The organism is Tsukamurella sp. DT100 (assembly GCF_049844855.1).
GTDB lineage: Bacteria > Actinomycetota > Actinomycetes > Mycobacteriales > Mycobacteriaceae > Tsukamurella.
Window position 1 is genome coordinate 325,440 of sequence record NZ_JBNCLV010000003.1, and the last position, 14,301, is coordinate 339,740.

General features: G+C 71.6%; 13 protein-coding genes. 6 read left to right on the forward strand and 7 right to left on the reverse strand.

Translation table 11 applies throughout. The features are described 5' to 3' along the window. Positions 1–28: 28 nt before the first annotated feature. The gene (locus ACLQ3K_RS08730; RefSeq protein ID WP_224649725.1) at positions 29–520 is read left to right on the forward strand and encodes a glutathione peroxidase; all 492 of its coding nucleotides are present in this window, start codon (positions 29–31) and stop codon (positions 518–520) included. A gap of 68 nt (positions 521–588) precedes the next feature. Further along, positions 589–1,287, forward strand: coding sequence for a DUF2334 domain-containing protein (locus tag ACLQ3K_RS08735; protein WP_224649722.1), 699 nt, complete (start codon positions 589–591; stop codon positions 1,285–1,287). Positions 1,288–1,309: 22 nt separating this feature from the next. On the opposite strand, the gene ACLQ3K_RS08740 is transcribed toward ACLQ3K_RS08735, so the two are convergent. Both ACLQ3K_RS08740 and ACLQ3K_RS08745 read right to left on the reverse strand, forming a co-directional pair. Continuing rightward, a complete protein-coding gene (locus tag ACLQ3K_RS08740; protein WP_224649720.1) occupies positions 1,310–2,674 on the reverse strand; it encodes an SLC13 family permease in 1,365 nt (454 codons plus the stop codon). A 90-nt stretch (positions 2,675–2,764) separates the two neighbouring features. After that, entirely contained in the window at positions 2,765–3,409 is a 645-nt protein-coding gene (locus tag ACLQ3K_RS08745) for an MBL fold metallo-hydrolase (protein ID WP_224649718.1), read from the reverse strand. Positions 3,410–3,549: 140 nt separating this feature from the next. Between ACLQ3K_RS08745 and purS the strand changes: the two genes are divergently transcribed. From purS to ACLQ3K_RS08760, 3 genes are read left to right on the forward strand one after another with little or no spacing between them, the layout of a single operon-like run. After that, the gene (gene purS, locus ACLQ3K_RS08750; RefSeq protein WP_224649716.1) at positions 3,550–3,789 is read left to right on the forward strand and encodes a phosphoribosylformylglycinamidine synthase subunit PurS; all 240 of its coding nucleotides are present in this window, start codon (positions 3,550–3,552) and stop codon (positions 3,787–3,789) included. Further along, positions 3,786–4,460 carry a phosphoribosylformylglycinamidine synthase subunit PurQ gene (purQ, locus tag ACLQ3K_RS08755; protein WP_224649714.1) on the forward strand — a complete coding sequence of 225 codons (675 nt, stop codon included), beginning with the start codon at positions 3,786–3,788 and terminating at the stop codon, positions 4,458–4,460. The genes purS and purQ overlap by 4 nt, the downstream gene beginning before the upstream one ends. Then, the gene (locus ACLQ3K_RS08760; RefSeq protein ID WP_374201350.1) at positions 4,457–5,734 is read left to right on the forward strand and encodes a M18 family aminopeptidase; all 1,278 of its coding nucleotides are present in this window, start codon (positions 4,457–4,459) and stop codon (positions 5,732–5,734) included. The genes purQ and ACLQ3K_RS08760 overlap by 4 nt, the downstream gene beginning before the upstream one ends. A 22-nt stretch (positions 5,735–5,756) precedes the next feature. On the opposite strand, the gene ACLQ3K_RS08765 is transcribed toward ACLQ3K_RS08760, so the two are convergent. The 3 genes from ACLQ3K_RS08765 to ACLQ3K_RS08775 are packed head-to-tail and all read right to left on the reverse strand — an operon-like array spanning position 5,757 to position 9,049. After that, positions 5,757–6,788: a zinc-binding dehydrogenase gene (locus tag ACLQ3K_RS08765; protein WP_336671024.1), complete on the reverse strand. Its 1,032-nt coding sequence runs from the start codon at positions 6,786–6,788 to the stop codon at positions 5,757–5,759. An 11-nt stretch (positions 6,789–6,799) separates the two neighbouring features. After that, the gene (locus ACLQ3K_RS08770; protein WP_224649242.1) at positions 6,800–7,570 is read right to left on the reverse strand and encodes an SDR family oxidoreductase; all 771 of its coding nucleotides are present in this window, start codon (positions 7,568–7,570) and stop codon (positions 6,800–6,802) included. A gap of 9 nt (positions 7,571–7,579) precedes the next feature. Beyond that, positions 7,580–9,049, reverse strand: coding sequence for an MFS transporter (locus ACLQ3K_RS08775; RefSeq protein ID WP_224649240.1), 1,470 nt, complete (start codon positions 9,047–9,049; stop codon positions 7,580–7,582). Between the two features lie 192 nt (positions 9,050–9,241). Between ACLQ3K_RS08775 and ACLQ3K_RS08780 the strand changes: the two genes are divergently transcribed. Then, positions 9,242–10,714: an amino acid permease gene (locus ACLQ3K_RS08780; RefSeq protein ID WP_224649238.1), complete on the forward strand. Its 1,473-nt coding sequence runs from the start codon at positions 9,242–9,244 to the stop codon at positions 10,712–10,714. A gap of 1 nt (position 10,715) precedes the next feature. Here the strand turns inward: ACLQ3K_RS08780 and ACLQ3K_RS08785 are convergent, their stop codons facing one another. Together ACLQ3K_RS08785 and dinB are read right to left on the reverse strand one after the other, a co-directional pair. Beyond that, positions 10,716–12,926 (reverse strand): molybdopterin-dependent oxidoreductase, encoded by a 2,211-nt coding sequence (locus ACLQ3K_RS08785; protein WP_224649235.1) that lies wholly within the window; start codon positions 12,924–12,926, stop codon positions 10,716–10,718. Positions 12,927–13,001: 75 nt separating this feature from the next. Then, complete coding sequence (gene dinB, locus ACLQ3K_RS08790; protein ID WP_425998601.1) at positions 13,002–14,213, reverse strand: DNA polymerase IV; 1,212 nt, start codon at positions 14,211–14,213, stop codon at positions 13,002–13,004. Positions 14,214–14,301: the final 88 nt, after the last annotated feature.

The following is a 14,301-nucleotide window of genomic DNA, read 5'->3' on the forward strand; positions in this document are numbered from 1 at the left end:
CGTTACACCTCCGCGTAGGCTCGGGCGCATGACCGCTCTCGACTCCATCGCCCTCACCACGCTCGACGGTGCCGCCACCTCCCTCGCCGACTACGCCGGCCGGGCCGTGCTCGTCGTCAACGTCGCCAGCAAGTGCGGCCTGACCCCGCAGTACGCCGGCCTGGAGGCCCTCGCGACCCGCTACGCCGACCGCGGCCTGACGGTGCTCGGCGTGCCCTGCAACCAGTTCGCGGGCCAGGAGCCCGGCACCGCCGAGGAGATCGCGACGTTCTGCTCCACGAGCTACGGCGTCACCTTCCCGCTGCTGGAGAAGACCGAGGTCAACGGCGAGAACCGGAACCCGCTCTACGCGGAGCTGACGAAGACCGCCGACGCCGAGGGCGAGGCCGGCGACATCCAGTGGAACTTCGAGAAGTTCCTGATCGCGCCGGACCACGCGAGCGTGCAGCGCTTCCGCCCGCGCACCGAGCCCGAGTCCGACGAGGTCGTCGGCGCGATCGAGGCCGTTCTCCCCGCCTGACCGGCCAGTTGGGCGACACGTAACCTTCCATCCCCGAACGGGACACCTGGGGCGCGCACACTGCGGATATGAGCTCGCCGCTGTACGTCTCCGTCTCCGCCCTCTCCGACGCCACCCGCGCGGACGCGGAACGGTTCGCGGCCCGGATGGACGAGCGCGGCGTGCCCGTCTCGCTGCTCGTGGCGCCCCGCCTGAAGGGCAAGTACAAGCTGCTCGACGACCCGTCGACCCAGTCCTTCCTGCGGGAGCGCCGGGCCGGGGGCGATGCGATCGTGCTCAACGGCTACGACCAGGCAGCGACGAAGCGGCGCCGCGCCGAGTTCTCGACCCTCGGCGCGCACGAGGCGGGGCTGCGGCTCGCCGCCGCCGACCGCGTCCTGGAGACCGTCGGCCTGCGCACCCGGGTCTTCGCCGCGCCCCGCTGGAACGCCTCCACCGGCGCGGTGCTCGCGCTGCCGAACGCCGGGTTCCGGACGAACCTCGGCTACACCGCGATCACCGACCTCGTCACCGGCGAGGAGGAGAAGGCGCGCGTGCTCGGCATCGGCGACGGCTTCCTCAGCGAGCCCTGGTGGTGCCGTGCGCTGCTCGCGCAGGCCAACCGCATCGCCCGACGGGGCGGCACGCTCCGTCTGGCGGTCGACGCCCGCCGGCTCGCCTCGTCGACCGTCTCGCGCACGATGCTCGACGCCGTCGACCTCGCCCTGCACCACGGCGCGGCGGCCACCGTCTACGAGCACCGCGCCCGGATCCTCGTCGCCGCCTGATTCACCCGCGGCCGACCGCGGGTCAGGCGGTCGGCACGACCAGCACCGCCCAGGCGATGAGCGGACCGAGTACGACGATCGACATCCCCCACTGCATGAGCCGCCGGAAGACCATGTCGCGGCGATCGGGCTCGGAGTTCGCGACCACCAGGGCGCCGTTCGTGGAGAACGGGCTGCAGTCGACGACCGAGCTCGAGATGGCGAGTGCGGCGATCAGTCCGACGGCGCTTACCTGATCGGTGAGCAGGAAGGGCACGGCGAGCGGGATCAGCGCGCCGATGATGCCGGTGGTGGAGGCGAACGCGGAGACCACGGCGCCGATCAGGCAGATCAGCAGGGCTGCGACCAGCGGCGAACCGACCTTCGCCACCCCGTCGCCGAGCCAGTCGACCACGCCCTGTTTCTGGAGCAGGGCCACGTAGGTGACGATGCCGGCGATGAGCAGGACCGTGCTCCAGCTGATCTTCTCCACGGCGTCCTTCGCGGAGTCCGGGAAGGCGAGCGTGAGGACGACCGCGATGCCCAGGGCGGTGAAGCCGACGTCGAGGTCGAAGCCGAGGGCGCCGACGATGAGGGCCACGAGACCGGCGAGGGTGCCGATCCGCTGTGCGTCGAGCCGCGTCGCGTCATCGCCGCGGTCGTCGGCGCTGTCCGCGGCGAGGCGTTGCACCTCGACGGCCGAGTGCGGCTCGGTCGTCGGGCGGGCGGCCGACGTCGCGGCGTGGGAGGCGGCCTCGGCGGTCGTTCCCAGCGTTGCCATGGCGTCGGCGTCCGCTCCGCGTGCGACCAGTTCGCGCCCGCCGAAGGCGGCGAACGCGACGACGGCGATCGCCGCGCAGGCGAGGAACGTCGAACCGAACAGGAAGAGCGGGCTGCCCGGCAGGTGGTTGGCGTCGACCACGCCGTTGGTGATCGATCCGAAGATGCCGATGGGGGAGAAGCTCCCCGCGGTGGCGCCCTGCACCACCATCATCCCCATGAGCACGGGGTGGATGCGGTAGCGCACCGCGAAGCCGGCGGCCACCGGCGCGACGATGGCGACGGCGGCGGGGCTGACCGCGCCGATCGCGGTCACCACGGCGCACACCGCGAACATCGCCCAGGGGATCAGCGCCACCCGGCCGCGGACGGCCCGCACCGCGCCGTGCACGATCCAGTCGACGGTGCCGTTGTTCTTCGCCAGCGCGAACAGATAGGTGACGCCGACGAGGATCACGAAGAGCTCGGCGGGGAAGCCCTTGAGCACCTCCTTCGAGTCGACGCCGAACACCGCCAGGCCGACGACGAAGGCGGCGACGAGGGCGAGCGCGCCCATGTTGGCGCCGCGGACCGTCGCGATCAGAAAGACGACGACGAGGACGGCGAGCGCGATCACCTCGGGTGACACTGTGAAGTTCCCCTTCCGAAGGATGTGACCTAGGTCATACCACGGTGTGCAGGGGTGGCGGGGCCGCCCGCCCGGATCGGCGGCCGCCGGTCAGAACTCGCGCGTCTCCTCCGCGCCCCACGGGATGAAGTCAGCACCGTCGGGGCGCATGTCCGCGAGCCGGCCGAGGTAGATGCCCGAGCCCTCCGCGGAGAGAAGGGCGTCGTGGATGGGCACCGCGACGGTGGGGTTCACGGCCCGGAAGAAGTCGACCGTCTCGCTGATCCGGCACCACGGTGCGTTCACTGGCAGGCCCAGCACCTCGACGGGGACGTCGGGCACGAAGAGCGCGTCCCCGGGGTGGTAGAAGCGGCCGATGCGCTCCTCGTCGCCCAGCAGGATCGACGTGTTGTCGATCGTCGGCAGGTCGGGGTGGATCACCGCGTGCGTGCCGCCCACGGCCCGCGCGATGAGGTTGCCGATCCCGTAGTCGTGGCCGGGGAGCGCCGCGATCCAGCGCCCGCCGCGCGCGGCCGCGGTGGTGGGATCGGCGAACAGCTGGGCGTCGGGATTGGCGTCGACGAGGGCGTCGATCCGGGCGGGGTCGATGTGATCGGGGTGCTGGTGGGTGACGACGATCGCGTCCAGCCCGGTGAGGCCCTCGAAGCCGTGCGAGAACGTGCCCGGGTCGAAGAGGACGCGCGTCTCGGACATCTCCACGAGGACGCACGAATGGTGGAAGTGGGTGAGTCGCATGTCGCCAGTATCGCTCAGTTTCCGCGGGGCCACGGCGGTTGTCGCGACGCGCTCCGCCGCTCGGTTCCGAGCGGACGTAAACTGTCATCACAGCGCGATCGACACCCGAGCGCGCGGTCGAATCGAGAGGGAGCCGCAACGTGGCACGGATTGTGGTGGACGTGATGCCGAAGGCCGAGATCCTGGACCCGCAGGGGAAGGCGATCGTCGGCGCACTCGACCGCCTCGGCTTCGCCGGTGTCGCGGATGTGCGGCAGGGCAAGCGGTTCGAGCTCGAGGTCGACGGCGACCTGAGCGACGACCAGCTCGAGAAGATCGCGGCCGAGGTGCTCACCAACACCGTCATCGAGGACTTCACCGTCACCCGGGTCGACGCATGACCCGCGTCGGCGTCATCACGTTCCCCGGCACGCTCGACGACGTCGACGCGGCGCGCGCGGTGGAGCGGGCCGGCGGCGAGGCCGTCGCCCTCTGGCACAAGGACCACGACCTCCAGGGCGTCGACGCGGTCGTCGTGCCCGGCGGCTTCTCCTACGGCGACTACCTGCGCGCCGGCGCCATCGCCTCCCTCGCCCCCGTCATGACCGAGGTCGTCGAGGCCGCGGGCAAGGGCATGCCGGTGCTCGGCATCTGCAACGGCTTCCAGATCCTGTGCGAGGCGGGCCTGCTCCCCGGCGCGCTCACCCGGAACGAGGGGCTGCACTTCGTCTGCCGCGACCAGTGGCTGCGGGTCGAGGCCACGAACACCGCGTGGACCTCGCGCTACGAGTCCGGCGCCGAGATCCTGATCCCGGTCAAGAACGCCGAGGGACGCTTCCAGGCGTCCGAGGCGGTGCTCGACGAGCTGGAGGGCGAGGGCCGCGTCGCCTTCCGCTACGTGGGCGGCAATCCGAACGGCTCGCAGCGCGACATCGCCGGGATCAGCTCGGCCGACGGCCGCATCGTCGGCCTCATGCCGCACCCGGAGCACGCCACCGAGGCGCTCACCGGACCGTCGGACGACGGCCTGGGCATCTTCTACTCCGCGCTGGACGCGGTGCTGTCGGCCTGATGGCTACCGGCCGAGCCACCGCGGACGGGTTGTGCGCCTTCGTCGACGCCTCCCCGTCGCCCTTCCACGTCTGCCAGACGGTGGCCCGCCGGCTCGGTGACGCGGGGTACACCGAGCTCGTCGAGCACGACGTGTGGCCGGGCCCCGGCAAGTACTTCGTGGTGCGCGGCGGCTCGATCATCGCCTTCGACTCCTCGCACTGCGAGCACGGCGAGCTCCCGGCGTTCCGCATCGTCGGCGGCCACACCGACAGCCCGAACCTGCGCGTCAAGCAGCATCACGACGCGGAATCGGCGGGGCTGGCGCAGGTGCTCCTGGAGCCCTACGGCGGGGCGTGGCTCAACTCCTGGCTCGACCGCGACCTCGGCGTGTCCGGGCGGATCGCGGTGCGCGAGGGCGGCAGGGTCGTGCACACGCTGGTGCGCATCGACGAGCCGCTGTTGCGCGTGCCCCAGCTGGCGATCCACCTCTCGGAGAACCGCAAGGGCGTCGAGCTCGATCCGCAGCGGCACCTGCACGCGATCTGGGGCACCGCCGGCGCCGGCGGCTTCCTCGCGCGGGTGGCCGCCTCGGAGGGCTACGCCGCCGACGACGTGCTCGGTTTCGAGCTGATGACGCACGACCTGGCGCCGTCGCGCACCGTCGGGGCCGACGGTGCCCTCGTCTCCGCGCCCCGGCTCGACAACCAGGGCACCTGCTACGCGGGCACCGAGGCGCTGCTGGCGGTCACCCCGGTCGACGGGATCGTGCCCGTGCTGGCGCTGTTCGACCACGAGGAGGTGGGCTCGGGCTCCGATCGCGGCGCCGCGTCCGACTTCCTCATCACGGTGCTGGAGCGGATCGGCCTGTCGCACAGCCTCAGCCGCGAGGACTTCCTGCGCACGCTGAGCCTGTCCGCGGTGGCGTCGGGCGACATGGCGCACGCGACCCACCCGAACTACCCGGACCGGCATGAGCCCGCGCACCACATCGCGGTGAACGGCGGCCCCGTGCTCAAGGTGAACCAGAACCTGCGCTACGCGTCGGACTCCGACGGCGAGGCGCTGTTCGCCCTCGCCGCCGAGCAGGCGGGCGTGCCGCTGCAGCGCTACGTGCACCGCGCCGACCTGCCCTGCGGCTCGACGATCGGCCCGATCACCGCGGCGCGCACGGGCCTGACCACGGTCGACGTGGGCGCCCCACAGCTCGCGATGCACAGCGCGCGCGAGCTCATGGGCTCCGCCGACATCGGCTACTACTCCGCGGCCCTCGCCGCCTTCCTCGCGCCCGCCTGAGTCGGGCCGACCTGCACCGGGCTCAGCCCCGGAAGTCCAGCAGCACCTTGCCGGACGCGGCGGAGTCGCGGGCGATCGCGAAGGCCTCGAGCGCGTCCGCGGCGGGCAGCACGTGGGTCACCACGCCGCGCACGTCCAGCGTGCCGTCGGCGAGCGCCGCGATCACGTCGTCGATCTCGTCGTTGAACCGCAGCGCACCGCGCAGGTCCAGTTCGCGGGTGATGGCCTGCGCCGCGGGGAAGTCGATGTCGCCCGCGCGCTGCAGCCCGAGCAGCACGACGACGCCGCCGCGCGCCGCCGCGTCGACGGCAGCGTGCAGGCCCGGCACCGTGCCGGAGGATTCGATCACCACGTCGGCGTGCAGCGCCGCGATCGCAGCGGACTCGCGGGCGTCGAGAACCGTCGCGGCGCCCAGCGCCAGCGCGCGCTCCCGCGGCTCGGCCGCGATGTCGGTGGCCACCACCTCGGCGGCGCCGTGGTGCAGCGCGACGGCGACGGCGAGCAGCCCGATCGGGCCGGCGCCGATCACCGCGACCCGCTTGCCCGCGACGTCCCCGGCCCGCTCCACGCCGTGCCAGGCGACCGCGGCCGGCTCGATGAGCGCGGCGTCCCGCGGGTCGATCCCGGCGGGCAGGACGCGCAGCATCCGCGCCGGGAGCGCCACCCGGCGGGCGAAGGCCCCGTCGCAGTGCGGGACGTGCGCGGCCGAGCCGAGATACGTGGACGCGGGCGCGAGGTTCGGGCGCTCGGGCGGGTACGGCACCCCGTCGACCCCGTGCGGCGTACCTGGATGCACGGCGACGGGCGTCCCCGCCGCGGGCCCGGACCCGTCCGCCGCCGCCCGCTCGACGGTGCCGACCACCTCGTGCCCGAGCACCATCGGGGCGCGCAGGATCGAGGCCCCGGCGGCACCGTGCAGCCAGTAGTGCAGGTCGGAGCCGCAGACCCCGCCGTACGAGATCGCGATCACGGCCTCGTCGCCGGCGGGCACCGGCTCGGGGAGCGCCTCCACCCGCAGGTCCTCGGCCGCGTGCGCGACGACACCCAGGTTCACAGTGCTCTCCTTCATACGACGGCCGTCATGCCGCCGTCGACGTACAGGACCTGCCCGTTGACGAACGCGGACGCCTCGGAGGCGAGGAAGACCAACGGGCCCACCAGGTCCGCGACGTCGCCCCACCGCGCGGCCGGGGTGCGGCCGGCCACCCACGCGGAGAACTCCGCGTCGTCGACGAGGGCCTGCGTCAGCTCGGTGGCGAAGTACCCGGGGGCGATCGCGTTGGCGGTGACGCCGTGCGGCGCGAGCTCGGCGCACAGCCCCTTGGTCAGCATGACGATGCCGCCCTTGGTCGCCGCGTACGGCGTGATGTTCGGCCGCGCCAGCTGCGACTGCACCGAGCCGACGTTGACGATGCGGCCGCTGCCGCGCGCGATCATGCCCGGCGCGACCCGCTTGGCGAGGAGGAAGGCGCTGGTGAGGTTGGTCGACACCAGGGCGTTCCAGTCGGCGACGGGGAACTCGGTCAGCGGGTGCCGGATCTGCATGCCCGCGTTGTTGACCAGGACGTCCGGGGTGCCGTGCTCGGCCTCGATCGCGCCGATCGCCGCGTCGACCGCGGCCTCGTCGGTCACGTCGAAGGCGCTGGAGTACACGGGATTCCCCGTCGTGATCTCCCCGGCCGCCCGACGGGCCGCCTCCGGGTCACGGCCGTGCACGATCACGGTGGCGCCGGCCGCGGAGAGGCCCTCGGCGAGGCGGCGGCCGATGCCGCGGGTGCTGCCGGTGACGAGGGCGGTGCGGCCGGTCAGGGCGAAGGCGGAGGTGTCGCTGGGCATGGGGGCCTTTCAGTGCGCGGCCGGAGCGGCGGACGAAATCGGCGCCGACGGGGCGGAGACCGCGGCGGGGGAGGGGAAGTCGAGGGTGCTCAGCGCGGCGGTACCGGGCACCGCGTAGCCCGGGCCGGCCTCGGCGTCCGAGATCTTCACGGCGTCGTCGGTGCGGGTGAGGTCGCGGCCCACCGTCTCGGGCACCAGGAAGGTGCTCGCGGTGGTGATGGTGCACAGCGCCACCATGTAGAGGCCGAGGACGAGCCAGTTCCCGTCGGTGACCTTGATCAGGTAGGCGCCGAGCACGCCCGCCACGCCGCCGGCGAGGACCGCGGAGATCTCCCGCGCCATGGCGACGCCCAGGTAGCGGTGCCGCGCGCCGAACATCTCGGGGATGAGCGCGCACTGCGGGCCGAGCATGGAGTTCACGCCCACGCCGATGCCGATCGCGATGACCGCGACGGCGATCGCGTGGTTGTGCAGCGTCAGCGCCCACCAGGCGGGCAGCGCGTAGACGAGCAGGAACAGGGCCCCGGCCCGGTAGACGATGCGGCGGCCGAACCGGTCGGAGAGGTGCCCGGTGAACGGGACGGAGAAGACTCCGATGAGCGAGCCGATCGTGACGCCCCAGGTGAGCACGCCCTTGTCGGCGCCTGGTCCGGTGACGGTGACGAAGAAGGACAGGGCCAGCGCCTGGAACATGTACGAGCCGCCGTTCTCCGCCATGCGCAGGCCGATGCCCACGAGGACGCCGGGGAAGCCGTGCTTGAACAGCTCGCGGACGGGCTTGTCAGCCACCTGCTCGTGCTTCTCCAGCTCGACGAAGGTCGGCGTCTCCTGCAGCTTCATCCGGATGACCACGGCCAGCAGGATGAGCAGGAACGAGGAGAGGAAGGGCACGCGCCAGCCCCAGCTCAGCATCGCCTCCTCGGGCAACTGACTGATCAGCGTGAAGACCAGCGCGGCGAGCAGCGTGCCGGCCTGGATGCCGATGAACGGCAGCGCCGAGAAGAAGCCGCGGCGTTTCACCGGCGCGTACTCGGCCATGAGCACCGTCGACCCCGCCTGCTCGGCGCCGGCGCCGAAGCCCTGGAGGAGGCGCAGCGTGACCAGCATGATGGGCGCCCAGATGCCGATCGACTCGTAGGTGGGCAGCAGGCCGATCAGGGTGGAGGCGCCGCCCATCAGCATGATCGTGATGACCAGCACCGCCTTGCGGCCGACCTTGTCGCCGAGGCGGCCGAAGAACAGGCCGCCGAAGGGGCGGGCGGCGAAGCCGACGCCGAACGTCGCGAAGGCCGCCACCGTCGCCATCGCCGGATCGCCCTGCGGGAAGAACAGCACGTTGAAGATCAGGGCCGTGGAGAGGCCGTACAGCGCGAAGTCGAAGTACTCGAGGGCGCTGCCGATGCTGGAGGCCAGGGTCGCGCGCTTGAGGTTGGCGGCGTACTCGGGGTCCTGCTCGGGCGAGGTGGTGGTGGTCGACAACAGCGTCTCCTTCGAACCATCGGCTCGTGACCGGCGTCACATCCGATGCCTCGAAGCTAACACTAGATCGAACGGTGTACAACCAGCTGAACGAAATCGAGGTCGACGGTGCGCCGCGGGATCGGCCGGGGAGCCCCCGTCGCGCCTCCCGAGTGAGCTGCGACTCACCGGGATCGATTAGTGTCCCGAAGCATGACCACCTCGCCCGCGGCACCGTCGGACCCGGAGGAGGGTGAGCAGCTCACCCGAGCCCTGAGTAACCGCCACATCCAGCTCATCGCGATCGGCGGCGCCATCGGCACCGGCCTGTTCATGGGCTCCGGCAAGACCATCTCGGTGGCCGGGCCGTCGGTGATCGTCGTGTACATGGTGATCGGCTTCATGCTGTACTTCGTCATGCGCGCGATGGGCGAGCTGCTGCTCAGCCGCACCGGGTACCGCAACTTCTCGGACTTCGCCGGCGACATCCTCGGCCCGTGGGCGGCGCACTTCACCGGCTGGACCTACTGGTTCTGCTGGGTGGTCACCGCCGTCGCCGACGTGGTCGTCATCGCGTCCGTCTACATCACGTTCTGGGCGAAGGACATTCCGCCGTGGATCCCGGCGGTCGTCGTGATCGTGCTGCTCATCGGCCTCAACCTGCCGACGGTCCGCGCCTTCGGCGAGACCGAGTTCTGGTTCGCCATGATCAAGATCGTCGCGATCGTGGCGCTCATCGTCGTCGGCGCAGTGCTCATCATCACCGGCTTCGAGCACGACGGCGCCCGCGCCTCGCTCGCCAACCTCTGGGAGCACGGCGGCGTCTTCCCGCAGGGCTTCATGGGCTTCGTGGCCGGCTTCCAGATCGCCGTCTTCGCCTTCGTCGGCATCGAGCTCGTGGGCACCGCGGCCGCCGAGACGAAGAACCCCGAGAAGAACCTGCCCCGCGCGATCAACGCCATCCCGATCCGCATCCTGCTCTTCTACGTCGGTTCGCTGGTGATCCTCATGTCGGTCGTGCCGTGGGACCGGTTCAGCAAGGACGAGTCCCCGTTCGTCATGCTCTTCACCCTCGCCGGGCTGGGCGCCGCCGCGCACCTGGTCAACGCCGTCGTGCTCACGTCGGCCATGTCGTCGGCGAACTCGGGCATCTACTCCACCTCGCGCATGGTCTACGGCCTCGCCACCGAGGGCGACGCCCCGAAGGTCTTCGCCAAGCTGTCCGGGCGCAAGGTGCCGCAGAACGCGCTCTTCCTCACGGGCGTGATGATGCTGTCCTCGGTCGTGCTGCTCGGCTTCGGCCTGGACAAGTCCGCAGGCTTCACCGTGGTCACCACGGTCTCGTCGCTGTGCTTCATGTTCGTCTGGACGATCATCCTGGTCAGCTACCTGGTGTACCGCTCGCGGCGCCCGCAGGCGCACGCGGAGAGCGCCTTCAAGATGCCGCTCGGCACCGTCATGCCGTGGGTGATCTTCGCCTTCTTCCTGTTCCTGCTGTGGGCCTTCACCCGCGAGACCGACACGCTGCAGGCCATGCTCGTGACGCCGATCTGGTTCCTCATCGTCGGCGCCGCGTACCTCGTGCTGCGCCGCAACCCCGAGCACCTCGCCGCGCGACGGGCCTTCGCCGCTCGCGTCGAGGAGGAGAAGAAGGCCGCCGCGCAGTGGCGGGCCGCGCGGGGCTGAGTCAGGCGCGGGTCGCCGTGCGGGACTCGGCCGTTGGTGCGGTGCGTACGGCGGGGGCGCCGACGGGGGTGACCCGGACCCAGGTGTCGTTGACCGCGGAGTTGCCCGAGAGCCGGTCCACGCGCGCGGGATCGTGCAGCAGGTTCACGTTCTGGCCCGCGAGCTCGTCCGCGACGCGCCAGCCGGTCCCGCCGTGGCCCCATCCGTGGGGGATGGCGATCGTGCCCTGACGGATCTCGTCGGAGATCTCCAGCGCCACGTCGATGGTCCCGGTCGTCGAGGCGACGGTGACGTCCTGTTCCGCCGCGATGCCCAGGCGTTCCGCATCCGCGGGGTGCATCAGCACCGTGCATCGGTTCGATCCGGTGACCATCGTGGGCACGTTGTGCAGCCACGAGTTGTTGCTGCGCTGGCGGCGGCGGCCGATCAGCTTGAGGTCGTATCCGTCGCTCGCCGTCGTGTGAGACCGGCCCGCGAGGGCGTCCGGAAGGATCCGGCGGGCCTCCTCGAGGAACGATGCCGGTGCCAACTCGATCCGGCGCCCGCGGGTGGCGATCACCTCGCGCAACCGGGGCTCGAGGGCGCCGAGGTCGATGCCGCCGACGCTCTCGCGCATCCGCTTGAGCGTGAGGCCGCGCCGCCCGCGGCGGAGCACCCCGTACGGGCCGAGGGCGATCGGCAGGACCAGCATCCGCTCGGGCGTGAACAGGTCCGTCAGGCGGCGCAGGGGGCGGCTCAGGAGGCGCCGGGCCGGTATCGGTAGCACCTCGAGGATCAGGCGGTTGAGGATCTGCCAGTCGTCGAAGCCGTCGGCGGGCTTGTCGAGGATCTGGTGGGTGTACCGCGCGTTGTTCCGCACGCTGAACGCCGAGACCAGGAGGTTGAAACCGCCCCGTTCCAGGTGCGAGATCGGGGGCAGGACGAAGTCGGCGTGCCGCGTGGTCTCGGTGAGGTAGATGTCGACGGAGACCATCAGGTCCAGGCCCGCGAGCGCGGCGTCCATGCGACCGCGGTTCGGTACCGACGAGACGGGGTTGCCGGCGTAGGTGACCATCGCGCGGATCCGGCCCCGGCCGGGTGTGGTGAGCTCGTCGGTGAGGGCGGCGATGGGGAGCTCGCTGCGGAACGAGGGATAGCGACCCGACCGGTCGGTCCACCGGCCGTAGGCCACGGGGATGAACCTGGCGAGCCGCGGGATGTCGACCGGCGGGGTCGGGAACATCATGCCGCCGGGCCGGTCCAGGTTCCCGGTGACGATGTTGATCGCGGAGATCAGCCACGTGACCAGCGTTCCGGTCTGCTGCTGGCAGATGCCGATCCGGCAGTAGATCGCCGCCGACCGCGCGGCCGCGTGCTCGCGCGCCAGCTCGGTGATCGTCTCCGCGGGGACCCCGGCGAGCGGCGCCATGGCGGCGGGGGTCGCGTCGGCGACGAGGTCGCGGAGTGCATCGAGACCGCGGGCCGAGCGGGCGAGGAAGGCGTCGTCGCACAGGTTCTCGGTGAACAGGACGTGCAGCATCCCCATCAGCAGGTAGACGTCGCCGCCCGGTTCCACCGCCACGTGCTGGTCGGCCAGCTTCGCGGTCTCGGTGCGGCGGGGGTCGATCACGACGACCTTCCCGCCCCGCTCGCGGATCGCCTTGATCCGCCGGGGCGCGCCGGGCATCGTCGACAGCGAGCCGTTGGAGACCGCGGGGTTCGCGCCGACGATCACCAGGCGATCGCTGTGGTCGATATCGACCACGGGCACCAGCGCATTGGAGCCGAACATGCGCCACGCGGTGAACTCGTGCGGATACTGATCGATCGACGAGGCGGTGTAGAAGTTCGGCGTCGCCAGCGCCACCCGGAGCGTCAGCCCGTTGGCGACGCTGGTGTTGTGGGCCGCCGGGTTGCCCAGGTACATCGACAGGGCGCGGAAGCCGTGCTCCTTGCGGATCGCGCGCAGTCGCCGGCCGATCTCGTCGAAGGCCTCGTCCCAGTCCACCGGCTCGAACGTCTCGCCCACGCGGCGCATCGGCGTGCGCAGCCGGTCGGGATCGTGGTGCAGCCCGCCCATCGCGGTCGCCTTCGGGCAGATGTACCCCTTCGACAGCACGTCGTCGGGGTCGCCGGTGACGCGTGTGACCTGCTGGTCCTCGTCGACGGTGACCAGGATCCCGCAGTGCGCCTCGCACAGGCAGCAGTGGGTGGGACGGGTGGTGGCGGGCATGGCTCCTCCTCGGTCTGCCCCGCCCACGGTAATCGCAAAGGCGCGCCTCCGGTGCCATTATGTGAATGAACGTTCTCAATCCTGTTCGGTGAGCATCGGCGCGTCCGGGCCCAGCGGGCGGTGCAGGAGCGAGCCGCGGGTCACCGCCGCCCGGCCGAACCGGATGCGCAGCGAATCCATGGCCAGGTCCAGGTCCGCATCGTGCTCGCCGCCGTCGAAGGGCAGCGCGAGCTGGACGGCGCCGTGGTTCTCCAGGTTCGCCAGGGAGAGCCCGATCAGGGTGCACCCGCGATCGCGCACCAGGGGCATCGCCTCGTCGAGCAGGGCGCGCGCGGTGGCGAGCACGACCTCGGTCGCGTCGGTGGGCTCGCGCAGGGATCGGGAGCGGGTGACGGAGGAGAAGTCGTCGAACCGCAGCCTCAGTTCGACGGTGCGCGTGACGCGCCGGGCGGCCCGGAGCCGCTCGCCGAGGCGATCCACGATCGCCAGTGCCGTGCCCTCGATCTCGGCCTCCGACTTCATCCGGCGGCCGAGGGCGCGTTGCGCGCCGATGGATTTCCGGCGCCGGCCGGTGTCGACGCGGCGGGGGTCGTGCGCCATCGACAGCGCGTACAGGTGTCGCGCGGTGCCGCGCCCGAGGAAGGCGGCGAGGCGGTGCTCGCCCAGCTCGGCGATCTGCCCGACGGTGGCGATCCCCACCTCGTGCAGCCGGGCCTCGGTCTTCGGGCCCACGCCCCACAACCGCCGAACCGGGAGCGGGTGCAGGAACTGCAGCTCCGTGCCGGGCGGGACCTCGAGCAGACCGTCGGGCTTGCCGACGGCGCTCGCCACCTTGGCGAGGAACTTGCTGCGTGCGACGCCGACGGTGATCGGCAGCCCGACCTCCTTCGCCACCCGATCCCGGAGGCGGGCGGCGATCTGCACCGGGGTGCCGCGGATGGCGCGGAGGCCGCCCACGTCCAGGAAGGCCTCGTCGACCGACAGACCCTCCACCAGGGGCGTGGTGTCCCGGAAGATCTCGAAGACCCGGCGGCTGGCCTCCATGTACGCGTCGAACCGGGGCGGCTGGGTGATCGCGAACGGCGCGAGCGCGAGGGCCTCGCGGTGCGGCATGGGGGAGCGGACGCCCTTCGCCTTCGCCTCGTAGCTGGCGGCCAGCACGACGCCCGAGCCGACGAGCACGGGCCGGCCCCGCAGCCAGGGGTGATCGCGCTGCTCGACCGAGGCGTAGAACGAGTCGAGATCGGCATGCAGGATCGACGCCTCGGCCCGCGCGTCCATGCTCATGACCGCAGTATCGCGCCCGGGTCCGACAAGTGACCGTGGCGACATTGCGCAGAACTGACTTCTGAGTAAGGTTACTTCAAAGTCAGTT

Coding starts and splice junctions, on each gene's coding strand:
- ACLQ3K_RS08730 (WP_224649725.1), top strand. CDS start 29: ATGACCGCTCTCGACTCCATCGCCCTCACCACGCTCGACGGTGCCGCC.
- ACLQ3K_RS08735 (WP_224649722.1), top strand. CDS start 589: ATGAGCTCGCCGCTGTACGTCTCCGTCTCCGCCCTCTCCGACGCCACC.
- ACLQ3K_RS08745 (WP_224649718.1), bottom strand. CDS start 3,409: ATGCGACTCACCCACTTCCACCATTCGTGCGTCCTCGTGGAGATGTCC.
- purQ (WP_224649714.1), top strand. CDS start 3,786: ATGACCCGCGTCGGCGTCATCACGTTCCCCGGCACGCTCGACGACGTC.
- ACLQ3K_RS08770 (WP_224649242.1), bottom strand. CDS start 7,570: ATGCCCAGCGACACCTCCGCCTTCGCCCTGACCGGCCGCACCGCCCTC.
- ACLQ3K_RS08780 (WP_224649238.1), top strand. CDS start 9,242: ATGACCACCTCGCCCGCGGCACCGTCGGACCCGGAGGAGGGTGAGCAG.
- ACLQ3K_RS08785 (WP_224649235.1), bottom strand. CDS start 12,926: ATGCCCGCCACCACCCGTCCCACCCACTGCTGCCTGTGCGAGGCGCAC.
- dinB (WP_425998601.1), bottom strand. CDS start 14,213: ATGAGCATGGACGCGCGGGCCGAGGCGTCGATCCTGCATGCCGATCTC.